Source organism: Xanthomonas sp. 3793 (assembly GCF_024806835.1).
Lineage (GTDB): Bacteria > Pseudomonadota > Gammaproteobacteria > Xanthomonadales > Xanthomonadaceae > Xanthomonas > Xanthomonas arboricola_F.
Genome location: NZ_JANTYU010000007.1, coordinates 18,453 through 41,447 on the forward strand (window position 1 = coordinate 18,453; position 22,995 = coordinate 41,447).

22 protein-coding genes are annotated in these 22,995 nt (G+C 66.1%); 8 read left to right on the top strand and 14 right to left on the bottom strand.

What is annotated here, in order from left to right:
- Window positions 1-389: 389 nt before the first annotated feature.
- The 3 genes from FHY18_RS19875 to msuE form a co-directional block, all read right to left on the bottom strand.
- Complete coding sequence (locus FHY18_RS19875; protein WP_259159368.1) at window positions 390-1,421, bottom strand: methionine synthase; 1,032 nt, start codon at window positions 1,419-1,421, stop codon at window positions 390-392.
- Window positions 1,422-1,449: 28 nt separating this feature from the next.
- A complete protein-coding gene (locus FHY18_RS19880) occupies window positions 1,450-2,433 on the bottom strand; it encodes a DUF1852 domain-containing protein (protein WP_259159682.1) in 984 nt (327 codons plus the stop codon).
- 163 nt (window positions 2,434-2,596) lie between these two features.
- Window positions 2,597-3,193, bottom strand: a complete 597-nt coding sequence (gene msuE / locus FHY18_RS19885) for an FMN reductase (RefSeq protein ID WP_259159371.1) — start codon at window positions 3,191-3,193, stop codon at window positions 2,597-2,599.
- A 97-nt stretch (window positions 3,194-3,290) separates the two neighbouring features.
- On the opposite strand from msuE, the gene FHY18_RS19890 reads away from it, so the two are divergent.
- The 3 genes from FHY18_RS19890 (at window position 3,291) to FHY18_RS19900 (ending at window position 7,411) form a co-directional block, all read left to right on the top strand.
- A complete protein-coding gene (locus tag FHY18_RS19890; protein WP_259159372.1) occupies window positions 3,291-4,205 on the top strand; it encodes a LysR family transcriptional regulator in 915 nt (304 codons plus the stop codon).
- 101 nt (window positions 4,206-4,306) lie between these two features.
- Window positions 4,307-5,182: a methylenetetrahydrofolate reductase gene (locus FHY18_RS19895; RefSeq protein WP_259159374.1), complete on the top strand. Its 876-nt coding sequence runs from the start codon at window positions 4,307-4,309 to the stop codon at window positions 5,180-5,182.
- 276 nt (window positions 5,183-5,458) lie between these two features.
- Complete coding sequence (locus tag FHY18_RS19900) at window positions 5,459-7,411, top strand: choice-of-anchor X domain-containing protein (RefSeq protein ID WP_259159375.1); 1,953 nt, start codon at window positions 5,459-5,461, stop codon at window positions 7,409-7,411.
- A gap of 61 nt (window positions 7,412-7,472) precedes the next feature.
- Here FHY18_RS19900 and FHY18_RS19905 read toward each other — a convergent pair whose 3' ends face one another.
- From FHY18_RS19905 to FHY18_RS19935, 7 genes are all read right to left on the bottom strand, one after another.
- Complete coding sequence (locus FHY18_RS19905) at window positions 7,473-7,820, bottom strand: HIRAN domain-containing protein (protein WP_259159376.1); 348 nt, start codon at window positions 7,818-7,820, stop codon at window positions 7,473-7,475.
- 153 nt (window positions 7,821-7,973) lie between these two features.
- On the bottom strand, window positions 7,974-8,825 hold the full coding sequence (gene purU, locus FHY18_RS19910) for a formyltetrahydrofolate deformylase (protein WP_259159377.1): 852 nt from the start codon (window positions 8,823-8,825) through the stop codon (window positions 7,974-7,976).
- A 217-nt stretch (window positions 8,826-9,042) separates the two neighbouring features.
- Window positions 9,043-9,435 carry an XVIPCD domain-containing protein gene (locus FHY18_RS19915; protein ID WP_259159379.1) on the bottom strand — a complete coding sequence of 131 codons (393 nt, stop codon included), beginning with the start codon at window positions 9,433-9,435 and terminating at the stop codon, window positions 9,043-9,045.
- Between the two features lie 198 nt (window positions 9,436-9,633).
- A complete protein-coding gene (locus FHY18_RS19920) occupies window positions 9,634-10,509 on the bottom strand; it encodes an NAD(P)-dependent oxidoreductase (RefSeq protein ID WP_259159381.1) in 876 nt (291 codons plus the stop codon).
- 39 nt (window positions 10,510-10,548) lie between these two features.
- Complete coding sequence (locus FHY18_RS19925; RefSeq protein WP_259159382.1) at window positions 10,549-11,679, bottom strand: NADH:flavin oxidoreductase/NADH oxidase; 1,131 nt, start codon at window positions 11,677-11,679, stop codon at window positions 10,549-10,551.
- 48 nt (window positions 11,680-11,727) lie between these two features.
- Entirely contained in the window at window positions 11,728-12,609 is an 882-nt protein-coding gene (locus FHY18_RS19930; protein ID WP_259159383.1) for an NAD-dependent protein deacetylase, read from the bottom strand.
- A 271-nt stretch (window positions 12,610-12,880) separates the two neighbouring features.
- Entirely contained in the window at window positions 12,881-13,807 is a 927-nt protein-coding gene (locus tag FHY18_RS19935) for an alpha/beta hydrolase (RefSeq protein WP_259159384.1), read from the bottom strand.
- Window positions 13,808-13,895: 88 nt separating this feature from the next.
- On the opposite strand from FHY18_RS19935, the gene FHY18_RS19940 reads away from it, so the two are divergent.
- Window positions 13,896-14,324, top strand: a complete 429-nt coding sequence (locus tag FHY18_RS19940; RefSeq protein WP_259159386.1) for a MerR family transcriptional regulator — start codon at window positions 13,896-13,898, stop codon at window positions 14,322-14,324.
- A 101-nt stretch (window positions 14,325-14,425) separates the two neighbouring features.
- Here the strand turns inward: FHY18_RS19940 and FHY18_RS19945 are convergent, their stop codons facing one another.
- Window positions 14,426-14,806 (bottom strand): VOC family protein, encoded by a 381-nt coding sequence (locus FHY18_RS19945; RefSeq protein WP_259159685.1) that lies wholly within the window; start codon window positions 14,804-14,806, stop codon window positions 14,426-14,428.
- Between the two features lies 1 nt (window position 14,807).
- Complete coding sequence (locus tag FHY18_RS19950; protein WP_259159687.1) at window positions 14,808-16,163, bottom strand: MFS transporter; 1,356 nt, start codon at window positions 16,161-16,163, stop codon at window positions 14,808-14,810.
- Between the two features lie 16 nt (window positions 16,164-16,179).
- Between FHY18_RS19950 and FHY18_RS19955 the strand changes: the two genes are divergently transcribed.
- On the top strand, window positions 16,180-17,088 hold the full coding sequence (locus FHY18_RS19955) for a LysR family transcriptional regulator (protein ID WP_259159387.1): 909 nt from the start codon (window positions 16,180-16,182) through the stop codon (window positions 17,086-17,088).
- 606 nt (window positions 17,089-17,694) lie between these two features.
- Window positions 17,695-18,363, top strand: coding sequence for a hypothetical protein (locus tag FHY18_RS19960; RefSeq protein ID WP_259159388.1), 669 nt, complete (start codon window positions 17,695-17,697; stop codon window positions 18,361-18,363).
- Between the two features lie 260 nt (window positions 18,364-18,623).
- Here the strand turns inward: FHY18_RS19960 and FHY18_RS19965 are convergent, their stop codons facing one another.
- The gene (locus FHY18_RS19965) at window positions 18,624-19,430 is read right to left on the bottom strand and encodes a TatD family hydrolase (RefSeq protein ID WP_259159389.1); all 807 of its coding nucleotides are present in this window, start codon (window positions 19,428-19,430) and stop codon (window positions 18,624-18,626) included.
- A gap of 258 nt (window positions 19,431-19,688) precedes the next feature.
- Complete coding sequence (locus FHY18_RS19970; RefSeq protein WP_046962928.1) at window positions 19,689-20,606, bottom strand: LysR family transcriptional regulator; 918 nt, start codon at window positions 20,604-20,606, stop codon at window positions 19,689-19,691.
- Between the two features lie 126 nt (window positions 20,607-20,732).
- Between FHY18_RS19970 and FHY18_RS19975 the strand changes: the two genes are divergently transcribed.
- Both FHY18_RS19975 and FHY18_RS19980 read left to right on the top strand, forming a co-directional pair.
- Window positions 20,733-21,785: an aromatic ring-hydroxylating dioxygenase subunit alpha gene (locus tag FHY18_RS19975; RefSeq protein ID WP_259159393.1), complete on the top strand. Its 1,053-nt coding sequence runs from the start codon at window positions 20,733-20,735 to the stop codon at window positions 21,783-21,785.
- Between the two features lie 17 nt (window positions 21,786-21,802).
- Window positions 21,803-22,762 (top strand): PDR/VanB family oxidoreductase, encoded by a 960-nt coding sequence (locus FHY18_RS19980; protein WP_259159395.1) that lies wholly within the window; start codon window positions 21,803-21,805, stop codon window positions 22,760-22,762.
- The last annotated feature ends 233 nt before the right edge of the window (window positions 22,763-22,995 follow it).

Here is a 22,995-nt window from a genome sequence, read left to right on the forward strand (position 1 = left end):
ACGGCACGCGGCCATCAGGCCGACGGCAGCGGCGTGCACGCGCAGGAGATGACCAGGTGGTTCGCCACCGATGCCCCGCGTCTGTGCCTGGATGCAGTGGAAACCGCTGTCCCAGGGCACCGATGGACGGCTGAGAAAGCCGGAGTCGCGTATTCGTAGACGACGCTTAGCGACGTCTCGGCAGCGCCGTCTTCGGTGGTCTACGGCGACCTGCTGCGGTTGCTGTTGCAGATCACTCACCGAGTCCTGCAACCCGCTGGAAGACATCGAGTCTCCGCCTGCGGGGGCTCGATGTTGTTGCAGCACCGGTGTCGGTCACCGATTGCTGCGGCAGGAGGGAGCGCGTCGCCCCACTCCTTCGGCCGCCGATCGACGCCAGCAACGGCGCGTTAACGCGCCGACAGTTCTGCCCGGATGATGTCCGCGCCCGCACTGAGGGCCTTGAGCTTGCCCCTTGCGACGTCCCGGGCAAGCGGCGCCATCCCGCAGTTGGTGGACGGGTAGAGCTTGTCGGCATCGACAAAGCGAAGCGCCTTGCGCAGCGTATCGGCTACTTCCTCCGCTGTTTCGATCGTGGTGCTTGCCACGTCGATGGCCCCGACCATTACCTTCTTGCCGCGCACCAGTTCGATCAGATCGATCGGCACGTGCGAGTTGTGGCACTCCAGCGAGACGATGTCGATGCTGGACGCCTGCAGCTTGGGGAACGACTCTTCGTACTGACGCCATTCCGAGCCCAGGGTCTGCTTCCAGTCGGTATTGGCCTTGATGCCGTAGCCATAGCAGATATGGACGGCAGTCTCGCACTTGAGCCCTTCCACCGCGCGTTCGAGGGTGGCAACCCCCCAGTCGTTGACCTCGTCGAAGAAGACGTTGAAGGCCGGCTCGTCGAACTGGATGATATCCACGCCGGCCGCTTCCAGCTCCTTCGCTTCCTCATTGAGGATCTTCGCAAATTCCCATGCCAGCTTTTCGCGGCTTTTGTAGTGCGCGTCGAACAGGGTATCGATCATCGTCATGGGGCCAGGCAGCGCCCATTTGATCGGCTGCGCGGTCTGCTGGCGCAGGAACCTGGCATCGTCCACGAAGACAGGCCTGGGGCGGCTCACCGCACCAACGACGGTGGGGACGCTGGCGTCGTAGCGGTTGCGGATCCTGACGGTCTCGCGCTTTTCGAAATCGACGCCGCTGAGGTGCTCGATGAAGGTGGTGACGAAATGCTGGCGGGTCTGCTCGCCGTCGCTGACGATATCGATGCCGGCGTGCTGCTGTTCCTGCAGCGACAGGCGCAATGCGTCCTGCTTGCCTTCGCTCAGTTCCTCGTCCTGCAGCTTCCAGGGCGACCAGAGTTTTTCCGGCTGCGCGAGCCAGGACGGCTTGGGCAGGCTGCCGGCGGTGGAGGTGGGGAGCAGCTTTTTCATGATGAGTGATGTCTTGCGTTCTTGTTGATTAGACAGCGTGGTGGGAAACCCACTGCGCGAGAATCTTGCCGTAGGGCCTGATGAAGTGCTCCTCGGTGAATTTGCCCTGCGTCACCGCGAGCTGGCTGCGCTCTTCCCGGTCGTAGACGATCTGGGTAGAGGAATAATCCTGATGCTTCAGGCTCGGCTGGTAGATAGCCCCCGCCGCGGAATTGGCGTTGTAGATCTCCGGGCGGTAAATCTTCTGGAACGTCTCCATGGTGCTGATGGTGCCGATCAGCTCCAGATTGGTGTAGTCGTTGAGCAGGTCGCCGAAGAAGTAAAAAGCCAACGGGGCGACGCTGTTGGGAGGCATGAAGTAGCGCACCCGCAGGCCCATCTTCTCGAAGTAGCGATCGGTCAGGGAAAATTCGTCCTGCCGGTACTCGATGCCGAGCACGGGGTGCCGGTTTCCCGTTCGGTGATAGACCCTGCTGCTGGAGACGCTGATGCAGATGACAGGCGGTTTGGCGAAACGCGCGCTATAGGCGTCCGAGTTCACGAAATGCTTGAACAACTGTCCATGCAGGCTGCCGAAATCGTCCGGGATGCCGAATGCGGACCTGTCCTGGTTGTGGGCGGGCAGCAGCACGCTGAAATCGTAGTCGCGGACGTAGGAGGAAAAGTTGTTTCCTGCGATGCCATCGATGCGCGCGCCGGTCGTTCTGTCGAGGATGTTGGTCTTGAGGATCTCGATCAACGGAAACTCATCGCCCCGTTCGCTCCCGGCAACCGTCATCTGCACCGAGATGATGTCCAGTTCCACAGCGTAGCGGTCGCGCCTGGGGTTATCCCAATGCGCAAGGTCGTTGAAGCGGTTGTTGATCATCGCAAGCGTGTTGCGCAAGTTTTCCTGGCGACGCTCACCCCTGGCGAGGTTGGCGAAGTTCGTGGTGTTGCGCGTATTGCCCGCGGGACGATAGTCCTCGTCGAAGCGGAGGCTCTTGATGCCGAAGGTGAATTCTTGAGTCATTGCGAGCTGACGCCTTGTTTCCGAGATGAGACGGGCGGGCTTGCCTGCACAGGCGGCGATGCCTGCTGGAGGGAGCCCGGAAATCCGGATCGGCAGGCGATCGCCCGCTGATCCGGTGGCCGGCAAAGGGCGTTGCGGCCCGCCGGCCTTGGCCGACTGGCCCTCAGGCTGCGGCCACGTTTTGTGCTGCGTCGATGGTGCCTGCCGGCCGCGTCAATGCGATCAGCGGCAGTGCGCGCTGCACTGCCAGCCTGGCGCGCTCGGCCAGGGCCTCGTTGTGCACGCGGTAGTCCAGGAAGTCGCGGTCGGTGGCGTAGACGCCCAGCGGCAACGTGCGCGCCTGGAAGAAACTGAAAAGTGGCCGCAGCTGGTGATCGATCACCAGCGCATGACGCTCGCTGCCGCCGGTTGCCGCCAACAGGATGGGCGTGTCGATCAAGGCATCCTGATGGATGAAGTCGAAGAAATGCTTGAACAACCCGGTGAAGGAACCGCGATAGACCGGCGTGGTCACCACCACAACGTCGGCCTGCTCCACCGCCGACAGTGCCTGCTCCACCGTTGCCGGCAGCTGCGAGCGCCACATCGCACCAGCAAACTGCGGTGCCAACGCTCCGAGTTCGACCAGCTGTTGCTCGCACGGCACCGCATCGGCGATCAAGGCCAGCAGGTGCTCGGCCAGGGCGACGGCCTTGGAGGGACGTTGCAGCCCGCCGGAGACGGCGACGACGCGGAGCGGGTGTGGCACGTTGACAGTCATGCGGGGCGGCCTAGAACGACGAGTCCTGATGCTAGGGCTCGCATTCGATGAAGTAAAATGGTGTTATTTCAACAATCCATGAATTCGGATCATCTGAATGCTTGAGCGCATCCATCTCACCATCGTCCAGCAGGTCGAACAGCAAGGCTCGCTGACCGCCGCCGCCGGCGTACTGAACCTGACCCAGTCGGCGCTGAGCCACAGCATGAAGAAGCTGGAGCAGCAGCTGGGCACCGACGTCTGGCTGCGCGAGGGGCGCAGCCTGCGCCTGACCCAGGCCGGCCAGTACCTGCTGGCGGTGGCCAACCGGGTGCTGCCGCAACTGGACCTGGCCGAAGAGCGCCTGGGGCAGTTCGCACAGGGCGAACGCGGCGCGCTGCGTATCGGCATGGAGTGCCACCCCTGCTACCAGTGGCTGCTCAAGCTGGTGGCGCCCTATCTGGCCACCTGGCCGGACGTGGATGTGGACGTGAAGCAGAAGTTCCAGTTCGGCGGCATCGGCGCGCTATTCGGTTACGAGATCGATCTGCTGGTCACGCCCGACCCGCTGTACAAGCCAGGGCTGCGGTTCGAACCGGTGTTCGACTACGAGCAGGTGCTGGTGGTGGCCAAGAGCCATGCGCTGGCGTCGGCTGCCTACGTCAGGCCCCAGCAGCTGACGCGCGAAGTGCTCATCAGCTATCCGGTGGACCTTGAGCGCCTGGACATCTACAGCCAGTTCCTGTTGCCGGCCGGTGTCACGCCCAGGCGCCACAAGGCCATCGAAACCACCGACATCATGATGCAGATGGTGGCCAGCGGCCGCGGCGTGGCCGCCATGCCGCGCTGGCTGGTGGAGGAATACGCCTCCAGGATGGAGGTGGTGCCGGTGCGGCTGGGCGCGCGCGGCATCCCCAAGCAGATCTTCCTGGGCGCACGCGAAGCGGATATCGCCGTCGACTACCTGCGTGCCTTCATCGAACTGGCGCGCCAGCCTGCCAATGGCACCGCCATGACACCCGAAGCCCACTGACGGACATCACCACAACGCGCGCGCGCGCTGGCGCTTTTCCAGCTCGATCGGAGTGGACACACCTCAGCCACCCAATCATCACCTCAGAACGGCAAGAGCCTTTGATGTCTCCGGATACGCCCCGCCTGGCCAGCACCATCACCGACGCCTATTCCCTGGAGATCGGCGCAACCGACATTGCCGGGCTGACCGCGGCGGCGCCTCGGATCATGCGCGGCTCGACCATTGCCATCCCCTACCTGCCCAACCAGGACGACGACGCGCGACTGGCCGCTGCACGGAGGGTGCACACACTCGGCTTTCAGCCGATGCCGCACCTGTCCGCGCGCCGCATCGCCTCGCGCGAGGAGCTCCACACCTTCGTCAGGCGCGCCGTCGATGAGGCCGGCGTCGAGCGTTGCCTGGTGATTGCGGGCGATCCACCCGCTCCGAGAGGGCCGTTTGCGGACAGCTTGTCGCTGATCGCTACCGGGATCTTCAAGCGCTGCGGCATCCGGACCATCGCCGTGGCGGGGCATCCGGACGGACATCCGGACATGCCTGCGGCCGACCAATGGGATGTGCTGGAACGCAAGTGTCGCAGCATCGCCGAGCGCGGCATGACGCCGCTGATCGTCACCCAGTTCGCCTTCGACGCCGACCTGGTGCTGGCGTGGTTGCAGGCGCTGCGCGCGCGTGGCATCGAACATCGCGTGCGTGTGGGCGTTCCCGGTCCCGCGGGCGTGGCGGTGCTCGCACGCTATGCCGCACGCTGCGGTGTCGGCGCCTGTGCATCGATGCTGTCCAAGTACGGCATCTCGCTCGGCAAGTTGCTGGGGACCGCCGGGCCGGATCGCTTTGTGGATCGCCTGGCCACAGGCCTGACTGAAGCGCATGGAGACGTCAGCCTGCACTTCTATCCCTTCGGCGGCATCGCGCAGACTATCGCTTGGGTGGAGCACTACCGCTCCAGCACCGCGCGGGTCAGCGCGGGCTGACACCGCGCCGAATTGAGCGCTGCACATCGATCGCAACCCTCAGGCTTTATCAAGCGATGCGTCGAGTGCCTCGCCATGTGCACGACCTGGATCACAGTCCGTAGTATTTACTTCTGGCGTTTTTGTTTGCTGCGCGTGAGGTGCTGCAGCGCACAGCAGACCTGTCACAAGCGCGAGGTATAACCATCGGCGAATCGCGGCGAGGGGGCGCTGCATCCGGTGTCGCTGCACTGCGCAGCGGCATCGCTTCTGCAACGCTCAAGGAGAGATGTCGCCATGCCGAAGCCGTCGCTGTTGTCATTGCTGTGCACCCTGTCGATCGTGACCACGCCGCTCGCAGCAGCCGAGCTGCAGCCCAAACAACTGGCTGGCCCACCGGAGGAGTTCGCGCAGATGCGCGCGCCCGATCCGGCCGAGTCGGCGATCCTGTCCAAGAGTGCGTTGCTGCCGGTGGAACTGACGCCCGCAGGGACTGCAGCGCGGTGGCAAGGCACGCTGCCGGTGGAGAACGGCCACCTGCGCTTCATGGTGCTGGCGGGCGAACAGGCGTGGGATGCGGCGATCAGCGCGCCACGCGTTGCCGGCGCGCGCGCCGCTGCCGTTGCACCGCAACTGCAGGCACAGCGCACACTGCTAGGCACGGCCGAGAGCGGCGCCAGCGGCATGCGCTATGCCGTGGACACCGCCCAGAACGGCAATTGGTCGCTGACGCTGCACTCGGCATCACCAGTGGCGCAGCGTGGCTATGTGCTGATGGAAGGCGATGCGCGCACGCAGCTGGCCTCATACCCGCGCGATCGCCAGCAGTTGGTGGGCAAGTCGCTCACGCTCAACGCCATGCTCAGCGGCAACGACGCGCATGGAGCCACCTTGCTTGCGGGCCAGGCCGGCCAGATCGATGAAGCCAGCCTGCGCGTGATCGATCCGCAAGGCGGCGTGCGCGTTCTACCGATGGCCGACGATGGTGCGCATAACGATGGCGCCGCCGGCGACGGCGTGTATGGGGGCAATTTCCAGCCAACGCGCGAGGGGACCTGGATCGCGCAGGTGATCGTGCGCGGCCACGACCAGGCCGGGCAGGCATTTGTCCGCACCAGCGAACACGTGTTGCCGGTGCTGGATACCTCGCTGCGATTGCTCGGCAACGCGCTCAACGCACGTGCTGGCGAGGCTACGCGGCTGACGGTGGCACTGCCGGTGGCCGCGCGCGGCAATGCACCGTCGCACTATCGGGTGTTCGGGCAGGTGTGGGGTACCGATGCCAAGGGCAAGGACGTGCCGGTGGCGTGGATCGGCGGCATGCTGACGCCGCAGCAGGGGCAGTTGCCGCTGAGCCTGGACGAACGCTGGATCGCGCGTGCCGGTGCGCGTGCGCCGTTCACGCTGCGCGGACTGCGTATTGAAGATCCGGATCACTATATTCCACTGGTGCAGGCCGGCACGCTGCCACTGCAGGTGCCCACGTTGCGACGTGCCAGCATTGCGCGGTCCAGCGCGGCGATCGATGAAAGCATGCGCATGGGGCCGCGCCCGTCGACGCTGGCCACCGCGATGGCACAGCCGCAGGCAACGGGCTCGCAACTGGTGCTGGTGCACGGCTATTGCTCCAACGGCGTATGGCCGCAGGCGCAGTTCACCAATGCCTCGACATTCCTGGATGCCAAGCAAAACCGCAGCAACGATCAGTTTGCGCAACGCATCGCACAGTTCGCCAGCCAGTGGTCGTCGTTCTCCACGGTGGCGCACAGCCAGGGCGGCATGGCCGCACTGCATCTGTATGCGTACTACTGGAGCGGCCTGGATAACGCCAGCGGCGGGCGCGTGATGCAATCGGTGGGTACGCCGTACCAGGGCACCAATCTGTCGGGCGTGCTTGCTGCGGTGGGCTCGTGGTTCGGGGTGGGCTGCGGCACCAACACCGACCTCACCTACGACGGCGCCAAGGCCTGGCTGGCCGGCATTCCCGCCGACGCACGCGCCAAGGTCAACTACTACACCACCTCGTTCGCCAAGACCAACTGGTACACCAACGACTATTGCAACGCGGCCTCGGACCTGGTCTTGAACGACCCGGAAGACGGCACCGTGGAGCAGGTCAATGCGCAGCTGCCGGGCGGCGTGAATCGCGGCCACACCACCGGCCAATGCCACACCACCGGCATGCGCGACCCGGCGCAGTACCTGGACGCAAACCGCAACGCGGTGATGAACGCCAACGCGGCGCGGTGATGCTCAAAAAGACGTCAGCGCACTCGGTGGCCGGCGCGTAAGCACCGGCCACCTGCGGTCTTCAAGCCTTGGTGATCCTAAGATTGACGCCTAGTGACCGCTCGCTTTCAGATCCGCCAGTGATTTTAGAAACCACGGCCGTCACTTCCCCGCCGTGATCCAGGTGTCTTGCCATTTCAGCTGCAAGGTCTGCGGGGGGATAGCCGATCTGTACGGATGCGGAAAAGAAAATCAGCACCCGTGCAGTAATGAAGACAGCGACGGCGTTCGCGCCGTAAGGGTTTGCAGGCTCGCGCCGAAGCACGACAGGCATACCAATCCGACAAAACTTCTCGATAGAGGCTTGTCGGGATACTCCATTTGCATTGGAGACCGAGACGCCAACGACCTTGGTAGGAAACGTGCCCATGAAAGTTTCCAAATAGTCTTGGATGTCTCAAGCAAGGGCGAGGCGCAGGCGTGATGCAACGGCGCTGGGCGTGATGCATCGATCAAGGGTTGGATGCGTGCGCCGGTCTTCGCCCCAGGTCGCTTTCTACGTGCATCTTGTTCGTAGTCCGGTTCAGCGAAACACCACCGTACGATGGCCGTTGAGCACGATGCGATGTTCGACATGGCGGCGTACCGCGCGCGCCAGCACCAGCGACTCGGTGTCGCTGCCCAGGCGCACCAGATCGCGCGGGGTCATGGCGTGGTCCACGCGGGCGACGTCCTGTTCGATGATCGGGCCTTCGTCCAGGTCTTCGGTGACGTAATGTGCGGTGGCGCCGATGATCTTGACGCCGCGCGCGTGCGCCTGGTGGTACGGCTGCGCACCCTTGAAGCTGGGCAGGAAGCTGTGATGGATATTGATCGCGCGCCCGGCCAGCGCGCGGCACAGGCCCGGCGAGAGAATCTGCATATAGCGCGCCAGCACCACCAGATCGATGTGCAGGTCCTCGACCAAGGCGAGCAGCTGCGCTTCCTGTTCGGCGCGCGTGTCTGCGCTCACCGGCAGATGATGGAAGTCGATGCCATAGGACGCGGCCAGCGGTGCGAAATCGGCGTGGTTGGAGACCACTGCGACGATATCCACCGGCAGTTGCCGGCTATGGGTGCGAAACAGCAGGTCGTTGAGACAGTGGCCCTGCTTGCTCACCAGCACCAGCAGCCGCGCGCGGCGACGCGCGTCGTGCAACTGCCATTCCATCCGGAACGCGCCTGCCAACACCGAAAACTGCTGTTCCAGGCTGGCGATATCGGTTGACGGCGGTTTTTCGAAATGCACGCGCAGGAAGAAGCGGCCGCTTTCGTCGTCGCCGAATTGCTGGGCATCGAGGATGTTGCAATCAAGATCGAACAGCAGGCCGGTGACGCGGTACACGATACCGGTGCGGTCGGGGCAGGACAGCGTGAGAATGTAGTCGGAGCGCATCGGCGCAATGATAGCCAATGCATGGCAGCGCGGGCACAGTGCTTGCGTCGGTAACCGTTACATTGCGACGCCGCGCAACTGACACGGCCGCCGCACCGCAGAGAAGCGCGACGGCACGTTACCCGCCGTGCTGCGGATCAGCCGATCAGCGCATGGCGGGCGTTGCGCTGGTGGCGTGCGTGGCCAAAGGCGATACGCATGCCACTGCCAATAAGGATCAACGCGGCGGCAGGCGCAGCATCAGCCGGCGATTGATCTCGTCCAGTTGCGCCATTGAGGTCTCCACCGAGGTCTCCATCGCTTCCTGGGTGGTGATGTGCGCACGCAGATGTGCGGGGTCGGAGAGTTCGCCACGTACCAGAAATACGTTCTCGCCTACTTCGCCGAGGTGGCGGCTGAGCACCACGTAATCCACCTGATCAAAGCCGTGCTGCTTGGCCAGCGGCAGCAAGCGCGCGGCCATGCGTACGCTGGCCTCGTCGGTGGGCTTGTCCAACTCGGCGTCGAGCACGCCCACCGCTTCGCGGATCTGCGCAAACAGATAGTGATCCGGATGCTCGGGATGGTCCGGACCCACCGGGCCCTGGTCGACAACCGGTTCGGCGGTCATCGTGCGCCACCGGCGCAGGTCGGTGCGCGTGGTGCGCGCTCGGTCGAACCGAGCGTGATATGCAGGTGTCGCATCGCATCCTCCCTGGAGCGGCGGCTATAACGAGCCGGCATTTTAGAAGGTCCGCTGCATGTTCGGGTGAGCAAGAGGCATCGCAGGTCGCTTTCGAGTAAGGCGCGCGACACTCTTGCATCGCGATCAGGCCTGTCCCGCCCGCCGCGCCGACACCTCTGCCAGCACGGCCCAGTCGGCGTTGCCGTCGCCGTGCGCGATGGCCTGGTCCAGGCTGGCGCGCAACAGTTCGCCCAACGGCATCGGCACCTGCTTGTCGGCGCCGGCCTGGATGGCCAGGTCCACATCCTTGCGCCCCAGCGTGGCGGTGAAGCCGGCCGGTGTGTACTGGCGCTGCATGATGAGCTTGCCGTAGCCCTGGTACGCAGGTGCGGCGAACAAGGTGGTGGTGAGCATCCCCAGGAACTGGGTGGCGTCCACGCCATGCCCGCGCGCCAGTGCGCTGGCCTCGGCCATGGCGCCGATGGCGCTGGCCAGGCAGAAATTGGCCGCCAGTTTCACCGCGTTGGCCTGCTCCGGGGCATCGCCGATGTGCCAGGTCTTTTGCCCCAGCACATCCAACATCGGCTGCACCCGCGCCAGCGCCGCAGCATCGCCGGCAGCCAGGATGTTGAGCTTGCCGGCCTCGGCCACGTCGACGCGGCCAAGCACCGGCGCGGCGACGTAGGCGATGCCGCGCTCGGCATGCAGTGCGGTCAACTCGTGCGCCAGCGCCACCGAGATGGTGGCCATGTTGACGTGCACGCTGCCGGCCGGCAATGCGTCCAGCACGCCGCCGTCCAGCACGGTCTGACGGACCGCGGCATCGTCGGCCAGCATCGAGAACAACAGCGGGCCGCACGCCGCCCCCACCGGCGCATCCACCACCGTCGCCCCGGCATCGCGCAGGCTGCGCGCGCGTTCTGGCGAACGGTTCCAGACACTTATCTCGAAGCCGCCGCGCAGCAGGTTGTGCGCCATCGGCAGGCCCATCGTGCCCAGTCCCAGAAATCCTATCGGCATGCGTGTGCGTCCTCTTCGGTATGACGTCGGTGGCGTGCGTCAGCTGGCGAACACGCCGCGTGCATCGCGCGGCTCGCAACGCAGATACTGCGGGGCTGGCGTGACCGATGCACCCAGCGCGGCGGCGGCATGCCACGGCCAGCGCGGGTCGTACAGGATGCCGCGTGCCAGCGCGATTGCATCGACCTGGCCGTCCTGCAGGATCGCCTCGGCCTGCGCCGGCTCGGTGATCAGGCCCACGCCGATCACCGGCGTGGCGACCTGCGCACGAATCGCCTGCGCAAACGGGATCTGATAGCCGGCCTGCACCGGAATCTGCTGGCGCGGATCCAGTCCGCCGCTGGAGACATGGATGTAATGCGCGCCGCGCGCATCCAGCGCCTTGGACAAGGCGATGCTCTGCTCCAGATCCCAGCCGCCCTCCACCCAGTCGGTGGCCGAGATGCGCACGCCGACCGCGATGCGCCCGGACACCGCCGCACGCACCTCATCGAAGATGCGCAACGTCAAGCGCATGCGGTTTTCCAGCGAACCGCCATAGGCATCGTTGCGCTGATTGCTCAGCGGCGACAGGAACTGATGCATCAGATACCCGTGTGCGGCATGCAGCTCGATCAGATCCAGACCCAGACGTTCGGCGCGCGTTGCCGCAGTGACGAACGCGGCAACCACCGTATCGATCCCGGCCTCATCCAGCGCCTGCGGTACGGGCTTGCCCGGCTGGAACGGCTGCGCCGAGGCAGACACGGTCTGCCAGCCATGCGCGTGATCGGGGGCGATGGCCTGCCCGCCCTTCCACGGCACATCGGTCGACGCCTTGCGGCCGGCATGCGCGAGCTGGATGCCCACCGGCATCGGCGACCAGCGCCGCACCGACTGCAGCACCTCATCCAGCGCCCGCTCGGTGGCGTCGTCGTACAAGCCCAGATCGGCGTAGCTGATGCGCCCTTCCGGCAGCACCGCGGCGGCCTCCAGGATCAACAGGCCCGCGCCCGATTGCGACAGCGTGCCCAGATGGATGCGATGCCAATCGCTGGCGCGGCCGTCCTGTGCGGAGTACTGACACATCGGCGCGATCACGATGCGGTTGGCGAGCGCGAGCGGGCCGAAGGCGATGGGGGTGAACAACTGGCTCAAGGCAACATCCAGGCGCGAGGTGGGGGTGCCCATTGCACTGCGCCGCGCGCCGCCGCACAACCGCTGCGATGGATCACTGCGTCATGCAGAGCGCGCACTGTCGTACCTGGCCGGCACACTCTGCGGCGGGTCAGGCGGCTGCCGCAGAAAGGCCAGCGCCTGCGCGCACGACTGCTCCACCTTCAGGCTGAGCAAGTCGTCGGCGCGGGTACGCCCGAAATTGAGCGCGGCGATCGGCAGGCCGTTGCGCGCGGCAGTCTGCACGAAGCGAAAGCCCGAATACACCATCAACGACGAACCCACCACCAGCACCGCATCGGCGGCCTGCAAGTGCGCGAAGGCACGCTCCACACGCTCGCGCGGCACGTTCTCGCCGAAGAACACCACGTCCGGCTTGAGCACGCCGCCACATGCCGGGCACGGCGGCACCACGAAGGTCTCGAAGGCGACGTCGTCCAGATCCGCATCGCCGTCGGGCGCCTGCGCCGCGTCCAGCGCGACCCAGCCGGGGTTGTCTCGCTCCAGCAGCAGCTGAAACTCGGTCCGCGGCATGCGCTGCTCGCAGCCCATGCAACGCACCACATCGAGCCGGCCGTGCAGGTCGATCACCGCCTGACTGCCGGCCGCCTGATGCAGGCGATCGACGTTTTGGGTCAGCAGCAGTTCCAGCTGGCCGCGCGCTTCAAGCGCGGCCAGTGCGTGGTGGGTGGCATTGGGCTGCGCCAGCCCGAAACGCGGCCAGCCGACCAGGCTGCGCGCCCAATAGCGCTGGCGCGTGGACAGCTCGCCCATGAACGCCTGGAACGTCACCGGTTGCGGACGCTTCCAGCCGCCTTGCAGATCGCGGTAATCGGGAATGCCCGAGTCGGTGCTGCAACCGGCGCCGGAGAGCACGAACAGGCGCTGGTGGCGCTCGATGAAGTCCTGCAGCGCGCGGTGGTCTTGGGTAGGGACAGCGGTCATCTGGCCATTCCGGAAGCGATGGGATCACGTTGCGCCAACGGCAAGCGGTTCGCCCGCTGCGGCGCGGCGTCGACGGCCGTCACCGTGCGACTTGCGCGAAGTGCGTCGAACTGTCGCATGGAGCAGGGTGGTCGCAGCGTGCGGATCAAACCGTTGTACGCACCACGCGCCGGACTGGATGCATCCGTGAAGACGATACAGCATCGGGCCGCGTCCACGCAGTTGGTTCAGCCGTCCTGTTGCTGCAGGCCAGGGACGCGGTCACTGTCGCTCAGCGTGCAACCTGTGCCTGATCGACAAACTGCACCAGGTCCCGATTGAAACGCACGCTGTCCTCCAGGAATGGCGCGTGGCCTGCATCCGGGTAGAGACGCGTCTGCGCACGCGGCTGCAATTGCCGTGCACGCGCCAGCGTCGGCTCGGCAGTCACCAGCGCATCGCGCGCGCCATACACCAGCAACACCGGCAGGCGCGTGCGCTGCAGGCCGGCGACATCGATCGACATGCCTTGCACGGCACGCTGCATGTCCCAGGAGGCCAGTGATGCGTTGGCCAGCAATGTCTCGAAGACCGGCACAGACGGTTGGGTGGCGAAGCACAGCCGCAGGAAGTCGTGCACCGCCTGCAGATGCGTGCGCAAGTCGTCGGAGACCAGATCGCGATAGATCGCCGGATGCGAGCCCAGCTGTTCCGCGCGGAATTCGATCACGCCGTCGACATACACCACCCCGCCAAGCCCTTCATCGCCGTAACGTGCGAGGTAGTTCGTGACGACGGCGGCGCCCAGCGACCAACCGACCAGCACCGCGTCTGGCGTCTTTGCCGCTTTCAGCACGGCGTCAAGATCGTCGGCCCAGCGCATGCCGTCCCGATAGGCCGACGCTGCAGTCGGCTTGCCGGACAAGCCGTGCCCACGCAGATCGTAGGTGATCAATCGATAGCCTTGCAGGCGCGCATCGGCCAGCTGCGCGTCCCAATTGATGCGGCTACCGAGCAGGCCGTGCACGAACACGATCGCCGGAGCATCGCTGGCGCCGTGCTCCTGCACGGCCAGGGTGACGCCATCGGGCGCGGTCACGGCGTAACTGCGCGAAGCAGGGGTGACCGCCGCGGCCAGCGTTGAAGAAAACAGCAACAGGCAAGCCAGCGCGTAGCGCAGCGGCAGCATGCCGATGACCGGGAAGAAGCGAACAGGCATCGAGTGAGCTCCAGGCAATGAGAGCGTCCATCCTCCAGCCTGACACCAATGTGAGGGTCAAGCAGTGCTTGCAACGTATGCTTGGCGCATGGCAACGCCTCCCGAACCCTCGCTGCGCATTGGCGCACTGGCTCTGCAGACCGGCGCCAGCGTGCGTTCGATCCGTCACTACGACGCGCGCGGCCTGCTGACGTCCGCGCGCAGCGCCAATGGCTACCGGGTGTTTCCCGCTGCCTGCGTTGCACAGGTGCGGCAGATCCAGCGGCTGATCGCCACTGGCTTCAGCCTGGACGACATTCTCCGGTTTCCCGATTGCATGCGCCTAGTGGAAGGCGCGCAGATGTGCCCGGAAACCGCACATGCGCATCGCGCGCGTCTGCAGCAGATCGAGCGCCAGCTGGCCGATCTGGAACGGCGGCGTGGGCGCCTGCTGGAAACCCTGGCACAGGGTGCGGCCGATGCGGTCGCCGCGCCGCCTTCTGCAGCGCAGACGGCGCGCAGCAAGCGGGCACGCTAGATCGGAAGGGTGAGCGACAGCCATCGCTTCAAGGTTGCTTGCATCGCGCCACCTGCCACCTGCCACCTCGCACAGCGCACACACGGCACAGCAATCGGCCGCTACAGCAGGTTGCTGACCTCGATCAGGTTGCCGTCCGGATCGCGGAAATAGACCGACAACAACGCGCCGGTTGCGCCGGTACGCTGGATCGGCCCCTGCTCGATGGCGACACCGGCAGCGGCGATGTGGTCCTGCGCCTGCTGCAGTGGGGTTGTGGTGATCAGGCACAGGTCTGCCGATCCGGGCGTCGGCAACCGCGCCTTGGGTTCGAACTCGCGCCCGGCGGCGTGCAAGTTGATCTTCTGTTGCCCGAAGGCCAGCGCACGTCGCCCTTCACCAAAACTCACCACCTGCATGCCGAGCACGCGCGCATAAAAATCGCAGGTGGCTTGCACGTCGGCAACGGTGAGCACCAGATGGTCGAGCCGCTCGATCTGCATGTCATTCGCCACGCGCAGGATGCGGCGCAAACCGGCCATACGGGCGTGCATCATCGGCGCGTTGGCGCAACACATGCGCGGCGGCAAACGCCAGCACCAGCAGGGTCAGGCACATGCCGACCAGCCCGGCCCAACCGCCGTGTTGCCAGAACCAGCCGCCGAGCGCACCGATCACGCTGGAGCCGGCGTAATAGGCCAGCAGATACAGCGAGGCGGCATGACTGCGGTGCGCGCCGCCGAGCCGGCTCACCCAGGCGCTGGCCGCCGAATGCGCGATGAAAAAGCCGATCGTCAGCAACACGATGCCGCCCACCACCAGCGCCAGCGCATGCGCCAGCGTCAATGCCACGCCGAGCACGCACAGCACGATGCCGGCACTGACCACCGGCCCACGGCCGAAGCGATCCGACGCGGCCCCAGCCACCGATGAGCTGACGATGCCGAACACATAGGCGCTGAAGATCATGCCGATCTGGCTCTGGCTCAGGCCAAATTCCGGCCCGCCCAAGCGAAACCCGGCGTAGTTGTAGAGGCTGACGAACACGCCCATCAACAGAAACGGCAACGCAAACAACCACGGCAGGTTGCGATCGCGCAGATGCCCCGCCCAGGCACGCAGATGGAACCGCAGGTTGACCCCATGCCGGCGCACGAAATGGCGCGACGGCGGCAGCAGCCACACGAATGCGAAGGCACACAGCAGGTCGAATCCGCTCAAGAGCGCCAGTGCGGTGCGCCAATCGGTGTGGTCGGTCAGCACGCTCATCATGATGCGCCCGGTCATGCCGCCGAATGCATTGCCGGCCACGTACAGGCCGGTGGCCGCGCCAAGTTTGTTGGCCGGCAGTTCTTCGCCCAGGTACACCATCGCCACCGCGGGCACGCCGCCCAACGCGATACCGGACAGGGTACGCACCACCACCAGCGCGCCCCAGTGCGGCAGGAACGCCGAGACCAGGTTGAGCACCGCAGCCAGCGCGATGGAGGCGAACATCAAGCCGCGCCGCCCCAGGTTTTCCGAGACCGCACCGGCGCAGAAGATCGCCACTGCCAGCCCGCCGGTGGCCAGCGATAGCGGCAACGAGGCGACCGCCGCATCTACGCCGAAGACCCGCGCGAACTCGGGCAACACCGGCTGCACGCTGTACAGCAGCGAGAAGGTGGCAAAGCCGGCCAGGAACAAGGCCAGCCGGATGCGGCCGGTGGCGGGCGCAGCGGTCTCGGGAACGGCGGCAGTGGCCGGCGGGGCGCTGAAGCGAGAGTCGGAAGCAGGCACGGGTATCTGGATGAGACCGGGGACAGGAAGTATTCGCCTGCCACCACCCCCTGTCCAATATATGATGCTGGCAGTTTCCATATGCAGAACAGATACCATGGAGCTGCGTCACCTGCGCTATTTCCTGGCGGTTGCCGAGGAAGGCAATTTCACCCGTGCCGCTGCCCGGGTCGGCATCGGCCAGCCGCCGCTGAGCCAGCAGATCCAGACGCTGGAGCGCGAGCTGGGTACGCCGCTGTTCCGCCGCACCCATAGCGGTGCGGAGCTGACGCCAGCCGGCGAGGCCTTTCTCGGCGAGGTGCGCCGGGTGCTGGCCGATGTGGAGCGCGCCGCCGAAACCGCCCGGCGTGTGGCGCGCGGCGAATCCGGCCGCTTGCGCATGGGCTTCACCGCCTCGGCCGCCTTCAGTCCGGTGGTGCCGCGCCTGATCCGCGATTTCCGCCGGCAATGGCCGCAGGTGGAACTGCTGCTGGAAGAAACCAACACCGCCAGCCTGCTGGTGGGCCTGGCCGATGGCCGCCTGGATGCGGCATTCGTCCGCTACGGCTTGAGCACGCCACAGGACCTGCAGCTGCTGCGCTTTGCCGATGAGCCGATGAAGATCGCGGTGCCGGCGGCGCATCCGCTGGCGGCCCACCACAGCGCGCCGCTGGCGGCGCTGGCGGGCGAGCCGTTCATCCTGTTTCCGCGCAGCTTCGGCTCCAGCCTGTACGACGAAATCCTCGCCGCCTGCCGCGAGTCGGGCGTGACCTTGCGCATCACCCAGGAGGCGCCGCAGATGTCGTCGATCATCAACCTGGTCGCCGCCGAACTGGGCGTGTCGGTGGTGCCCGCCTCCACCGCACAACTGCAGCGTCCCGGGGTGCGCTACCTCGATATCGAAGGGCGCATGCCGCTGGCCCGTCTGGCCCTGGCGGTTGCGCCGGGTGCGCTGGACAGCACTCCGCTGGTGCGACATCTATGGGCGCTGGCGGAACTGATCACTGCCGATGAGGTAAGCCAGTGATCGCCACTGGTGGAGCTGGCATGCGTGATCCCGGCGGTTGGGCAATGACCGTTGCGCGGTGGTGGCCTGCTGGATGCGCCGGTTCTGACTGCATCGCACACATTGCGGGGAGCATGGGTAAGCACCGACAAGCGGCTGCGCAACCGTGGCGAGCACTCGTGAGCTGGGTGTGGATGGCGCACAGGCAGCACGGTTGTCCGAGTGATCCACGCCGCGCCGAGCAGCGGCCGTGCTCGCCCGGCAGTGAGCGCAGCAGTTCTGTTTGCCGCGCCTGGTCGGCCCCTGATCGAAGGACAACGTTACCGGTGCACCGTGCCGTGTCACGCTCTTGCCTGAACGCATCAATGCACGCTGCACGTGCGAAAAGCCACGCCCCGATCAGGGTGGCAGGCGAGATCGATCGATCCAAGGCCATCGCTGTAATTGCAGGTGCACACGCCACCGGAAGATGTCGCTCTGCGAGCACTCATCGCCACGACCGACGACGCGCAGCCCGCCCAGCCAGACACGACGCAGCAGCATCTGCGCCGACTTCAGGTGGCAGCGCTTGACCTCAACTGCGATTGAGGTTGTTCAATGCGGGCCTCTTCCATCGATCCGAGTGCCATGCATCTTCGTCATCTCCTGCTGCCCTGCCTGGATCCGGCACTGACCCGGCGTTTTTATCGCGATGTGCTGCAGCTGCCGTTGCACGGCGACACCGTCCACATCGGCTGGACCACGCTGGACTGCGTGCAGGCGCAACATCCGGTCGGCAGTGTGCATCTGGCCTTCAATGTCGCGCCCTCACGCTTCGAGGCCGCAGCGCGATGGATCGGCGCACGCGCCACGCTGCTCGCCGACCCGCAGGGCCGCCAGCGCTTCGCCCTGGACGGGGTGTGGCAATCGCAGTCGGTGTATTTCGCCGGCCCGGATGGTGCGGTGCTGGAGCTGATCGCGCGCGCTGCGCTGCACGATGTGGCGACCGGCAAGGGCGAGTTCCACGGCGAAGAATTGCTGTGCCTGAGCGAAATCGGCTTGCCCAGCAATGATGTCGATGCAGTGACCAGCAGCGTGGCCCATCATTTTGGCGTACAGCCGTTTGCGCCAGCCGTGGAGGGCTTTGCCGCGCTGGGCGACAATCATGGCCTGTTGATCGTGGTGGACCAGCGCCGGCGCTGGTTCCCGCAACAGCGCCAACTGCCGTGGGCCGACGGCTTGCGGGTCAGTGTCGATGCACCGCAACCGGGCCTGCGGCTACGCGATGCGCAGGGCTGGGAACTGCTGGCTGCGTAAGCGACGGCAACGCGCGGGCGTCGTATTTCAACGCGCTATCGAGCCGGATCGGTGCCACTTCCGCCATGCATGCCCTGCCCGCTGCCGGGCTTGTGGACGAGCGCCGCAGGTCCGCTTGCTGCCATCGCGCCATGCACTGCGCCACCGATGCGGCAGCGCAGTGCATGCACGCAACAGCACGCGATGGTATCGATCGCCAGCCTGCTCCCTTCCGCGTTGCGCCAGTTCGCCAATGCGGCAGCCGATGCCCGTGTGTGTCTTCAACTGTCCGGTTGAGCGGCCGGCAAACGGAAAAACGCACGTGCCGCAGCGGTGCTGTTGGCGGCGGTCACGGCGACGTCTTCGCCGCGGTCGCGCGCCAGTTCTTCGACGATATGCGACAGAAACATCGGCTCGTTGCGGCGGTCCTTGGGCATGGGCTTGAGCGTGCGCGGCAACAGGTAGGGCGCGTCGGTTTCGATCATCAAACGGTTGGCGGGGATATTGCGTACCAGCTCGCGCAGATGCGCGCCGCGGCGTTCGTCGCACAGCCAGCCGGTGATGCCGATGTAGTAATCGCGGTCCAGATAGGCGAACAGCTCTTCGCGCGTGCCGGTGAAGCAATGCACCACGGCCGCCCCCAGCTTGCCCTCTAAGCTGCGCATGATGGACAGGAAGTCCTCGTGCGCATCCCGCTGATGCAGGAACAGCGGCTTGCCATTGTCGGCAGCCAGTTGCAGCTGGCGCTCGAAGGCCTTGTGCTGTGCCGGGCGCGGCGCGAAATCGCGGAAGTAATCCAGCCCGCATTCGCCCACCGCCACCACCTGCGGATGCGCCTGCAAGGTGCGCATTTCGGCCTCGCACTCGGCGGTGAATTCCACGGCGTGATGCGGGTGTACGCCGGCGGTGGCATACAGAAATCCGGGATGTTGTTGCGCCAGTTGCAGGGCCAGCGGCGAATGCTCGCGGCTGGCGCCGGTGATCACCAACTGCGCCACACCCGCCTCGCGTGCGCGTTGCAGCACAGCATCGCGGTCGCGATCGAAGGAATCATGGGTGAGGTTGGCGCCGATATCAATCAACTGCATGGTTCGGGTGTCGCCTGAAAGAGCAGATGCGATTGTACTGGGTGGGCGTTGCCCTCATCCGCCCTGCGGGCACCTTCTCCCGCAGGCGGGAGAAGGGACATCTACAACGGGATCTGGATCTCCACGACAGGTTCTCCACAACGGGATCTGCATGCAGTCCGCCACACCTGCACACCATCAGCCTGCGCGAACGCCGTGCCTTTCCCCTCTCCCGCCTGCGGGAGAGGGGCAGGGGTGAGGGCCGCTTGCGCAGCACGCTCAGCCAACCACCGGCACCGCCATCGCATCGATCTTCGCCGCCAGCGCCTGGATCGCCAGCTGCGCCGAGCGCGAGAGCTGACGCTGCGGGGCCACGCACAAGGCCAGCGTCATCGGTTTGGTCAGGTGCTGACGGAACGGCACGAACGCCAATCGCCCGTCGGCCACGTCGGGCGCGGCGTCCAGCCACGACATCAGCCCCACGCCCGCACCGGCGCGCACCAGCCCGCGCAAGGTGCGCACGTCGTTGCAATGGGTGAGCCGCTTCACGTCGATATGCTGGCGCTGGTACAGCACCTTCGCGTGCTCGCCCACGATCAACGGCGCGGCCGGCAGCAGCAACCGGTGCTCCAGCGTCTCGCTCAGCTGCAGCTCGGTGCGCGTGCTCAACGGGTGGCCCACCGGCATGGCAATCCCCAGCGGGATATCCGCAAATGCGCGCACCTCCAGGTCCACGCTGCTCACCGGGTCCAGCAGCAGGCCGATGTCCACGTCCGCCGAGGTCACCATCTCCATCACCCGCTGGTTGCGCGCGGTGGACAGGTTGAAGGTGATGCCGGGGTACTCCTGCACCAGCGCGGCCACCGCCGCCGGCACCACGCCCTCGCTGAGCGCGTCGATCATGGCGATCTCCACGTGCCCGCGGCGCAGCCCCTTGAGCTCGTCGAAACGCTCCAGGGTGCGCGCGTAGGCCTTCTCCCAGCCGCGTACATCGACCAGCAACAGCTCGCCGGCGGCGGTCAGCCGCAGCCGGCCGGGCAGGCGCTCGAACAGCTGCGCGCCCAGCTCTTCCTCGGCCTTGAGGATCTGCCGGTCGATCGCCGAGGCCGACACATGCAGCACCTCCGAGGCCTTGCGGATGCTGCCGCAGCGGGCCACTTCGATGAAATAACGGGTGAAGCGGGAAAAGGTCAGCATGTGGCGGAGCCCGGTTGGCGTTGCATTTTTTGCAATGGCTTGGCTGAAAATCGATGTTTGATAACACACCCCCGGCTTCCTAGAGTCAATCCGGCACTGCTCCCGCCTCACGCCAGAGACCGCCCCATGGATGTCGCCGTTCCCACCCTGCCGCTGCACTGCACCTTCGAAGCCGCCGACTGGCAGCGCCTGGCCCAGCATTGGCACGCGGTGGCGCTGAGCAGCGAGGTGAGCGAGGCGCCGTTCAAGGCCACCCTGCTGGACGAGCCGCTGGTGCTGTACCGGCTGGGCGAGGAACTGGTGGCCGCGCGCGATGTCTGCCCGCACCGCGGCGTGCCGCTGAGCATGGGCACCGCCGATGGCGGCGGCGTGGTCTGCGCCTACCACGGGCTGCGCTTCGGCTCGGGCGGGCGCTGCAACCATATCCCCGCCAGCCCCAGCCAGAACATCCCGGCCAAGATGCGCCTGCACACCTATGCGGTGGCCGAGCGCTACGGCTTGATCTGGGTGTGCCTGTCCAAGCCGGCCGGGGTGAGCGAGGCCGAAGTGCAGATTCCGCCGATGCCGGGCTGGGACGAGGACGGCTTCCAGCAGATCGTCTGCCCGGCCTTCGACATCGGCGGCAGTGCCGCGCGCCAGCTGGAAGGCTTCATCGATGTGGCGCATTTCGCCTTCGTGCACACCGCCACCTTTGCCCAGCCGGACAAGCGCGAGGTGCCGGCCTACACCACCACCGAGACGCCGACCGGCTTCAATGCCGATTACCTCAGCAGCGTGGCGAACTATTCGGTGGACATGCCGTTGCCGGAGGTGGCGCCGGATTTCCAGTGGTTACGCCATTTCGAGGTGCATCTGCCGTTCACCGCAACGCTCACCATCCACTTCCCGGTGCCTGGCAAGCGCTTGGTGATCATGAATGCGGCCAGCCCGGTGTCCAAGCACAAGACCCGCCTGCTGGTGCCGATCGCGCGCAATTTCGACACCCATCTGCCGGTGGAGGACGTGCACGCCTTCAACCTGCGCGTGTTCGAGGAAGACCGCGCCATGGTCGAGGCGCAGCGCCCCGAATACCTGCCGCTGGACCCGCTGCTGGAGGTGCACATCCCGGCCGATCGCAGCTCGATCGCCTACCGCCGTGGCCTGCGCAGCCAGGGCTACAGCGACTTCTTCCTGCGTTGACCGCCAAGGAGCGCGCCATGAGCCTGCATGAAGTGCGTGTGGCCGCAGTGGCCGAGCAAGGCCACCGCCAGCGTGCGATCCGGCTGGAGCCGATCGACAGCGAGTTGCCCGCGTTCGAGGCCGGCGCGCATGTGGACCTGCACCTGCCCGATGGCTTGATCCGCCAGTATTCGATCGCCAGCGCGCCGCATGTGCGCGATCACTATCTGCTGTGCGTCAAATTGGCCGATGCCTCGCGCGGCGGCTCGCGACATCTGTGCGAGCAACTCAGCGCCGGCGATCGCCTGCAGATTTCCAGCCCGCGCAATCTGTTCCCGCTGCATCCGGGCGAGCGGCATGTGCTGCTCGCCGCCGGCATCGGCATCACCCCGCTGCTGTCGATGGCCGAGGCGCTGGAGGTGCGCGGCGAGCCATTCGTGCTGCACTACTACGCGCGCCGGCATGCCGACGTGGCCTTCGTGCAGCGGCTGCAACAAGGCTTCGCCCATGGGCAGGTGCATGTGCATCTGAGCGATGGCGGGCAAAGCCCGCGCGTGCATGTGCCCGACGCGCTTGTCCAGGCAGGCGCGCACGACCAACTGTATCTGTGCGGGCCGGCCGCGTTCATGGACCACTTCACGCAGCTGGCCAGGACGCATGGATGGGCTGACGCGCAGCTGCACCGCGAACACTTCGCTGCCGCCAGTGCCGGCCTTGCGCATGACGCCGACAGCGCCTTCGAGGTGGAGCTGGCTGCCAGTGGTCGCGTGGTGCAGGTGCCGGCCGATTGCAGCATCGCCAGCGCCTTGCTCGCTGCCGGTATCGAGGTACCGCTATCGTGCGAGCAAGGCATGTGCGGCGCCTGCCTGACCGGCGTGCTTGCCGGGACCCCGGATCATCGCGACAGCGTGCTCAGCGACAGCGAGCACGCCGCCAACACCCAGATCACGCTGTGCTGCTCGCGCAGCCGTTCGTCACGCCTGGTGCTGGATCTTTGAGCGCTGCGCGTGTGTTGCGCCTGTGCAGGCAGGACGACAGCGGGCGCGCAGGTGGCTGATGCCGGTCACGCCGCAGCGCGAAGCAGCCGCCAACGTTGCAGTGGCCTGTTGGATGGGCGTGGGCTGCGCATCGTCTTGCACGATGCGGTTGCTGCATGCACAAGGCAACGCGGGCGCAGCCGCGCCAGGCGCTGGCGATCATGCCACTGCGCTGCACAACAGGCGTTGCGCTG

Excerpts from the sequence above, each read along its gene's own strand:
- FHY18_RS19940 (WP_259159386.1), top strand. The coding sequence starts at position 13,896 with ATGGCAACGCCTCCCGAACCCTCGCTGCGCATTGGCGCACTGGCTCTG.
- FHY18_RS19955 (WP_259159387.1), top strand. The coding sequence starts at position 16,180 with ATGGAGCTGCGTCACCTGCGCTATTTCCTGGCGGTTGCCGAGGAAGGC.
- FHY18_RS19935 (WP_259159384.1), bottom strand. The coding sequence starts at position 13,807 with ATGCCTGTTCGCTTCTTCCCGGTCATCGGCATGCTGCCGCTGCGCTAC.
- FHY18_RS19920 (WP_259159381.1), bottom strand. The coding sequence starts at position 10,509 with ATGCCGATAGGATTTCTGGGACTGGGCACGATGGGCCTGCCGATGGCG.
- FHY18_RS19980 (WP_259159395.1), top strand. The coding sequence starts at position 21,803 with ATGAGCCTGCATGAAGTGCGTGTGGCCGCAGTGGCCGAGCAAGGCCAC.
- FHY18_RS19960 (WP_259159388.1), top strand. The coding sequence starts at position 17,695 with ATGCATCTTCGTCATCTCCTGCTGCCCTGCCTGGATCCGGCACTGACC.
- FHY18_RS19950 (WP_259159687.1), bottom strand. The coding sequence starts at position 16,163 with ATGGAAACTGCCAGCATCATATATTGGACAGGGGGTGGTGGCAGGCGA.
- purU (WP_259159377.1), bottom strand. The coding sequence starts at position 8,825 with ATGCGCTCCGACTACATTCTCACGCTGTCCTGCCCCGACCGCACCGGT.
- FHY18_RS19945 (WP_259159685.1), bottom strand. The coding sequence starts at position 14,806 with ATGCAGATCGAGCGGCTCGACCATCTGGTGCTCACCGTTGCCGACGTG.
- FHY18_RS19930 (WP_259159383.1), bottom strand. The coding sequence starts at position 12,609 with ATGACCGCTGTCCCTACCCAAGACCACCGCGCGCTGCAGGACTTCATC.
- FHY18_RS19975 (WP_259159393.1), top strand. The coding sequence starts at position 20,733 with ATGGATGTCGCCGTTCCCACCCTGCCGCTGCACTGCACCTTCGAAGCC.
- FHY18_RS19965 (WP_259159389.1), bottom strand. The coding sequence starts at position 19,430 with ATGCAGTTGATTGATATCGGCGCCAACCTCACCCATGATTCCTTCGAT.
- FHY18_RS19915 (WP_259159379.1), bottom strand. The coding sequence starts at position 9,435 with ATGACCGCCGAACCGGTTGTCGACCAGGGCCCGGTGGGTCCGGACCAT.
- FHY18_RS19925 (WP_259159382.1), bottom strand. The coding sequence starts at position 11,679 with ATGGGCACCCCCACCTCGCGCCTGGATGTTGCCTTGAGCCAGTTGTTC.
- FHY18_RS19900 (WP_259159375.1), top strand. The coding sequence starts at position 5,459 with ATGCCGAAGCCGTCGCTGTTGTCATTGCTGTGCACCCTGTCGATCGTG.
- msuE (WP_259159371.1), bottom strand. The coding sequence starts at position 3,193 with ATGACTGTCAACGTGCCACACCCGCTCCGCGTCGTCGCCGTCTCCGGC.
- FHY18_RS19970 (WP_046962928.1), bottom strand. The coding sequence starts at position 20,606 with ATGCTGACCTTTTCCCGCTTCACCCGTTATTTCATCGAAGTGGCCCGC.
- FHY18_RS19905 (WP_259159376.1), bottom strand. The coding sequence starts at position 7,820 with ATGGGCACGTTTCCTACCAAGGTCGTTGGCGTCTCGGTCTCCAATGCA.
- FHY18_RS19875 (WP_259159368.1), bottom strand. The coding sequence starts at position 1,421 with ATGAAAAAGCTGCTCCCCACCTCCACCGCCGGCAGCCTGCCCAAGCCG.
- FHY18_RS19890 (WP_259159372.1), top strand. The coding sequence starts at position 3,291 with ATGCTTGAGCGCATCCATCTCACCATCGTCCAGCAGGTCGAACAGCAA.
- FHY18_RS19880 (WP_259159682.1), bottom strand. The coding sequence starts at position 2,433 with ATGACTCAAGAATTCACCTTCGGCATCAAGAGCCTCCGCTTCGACGAG.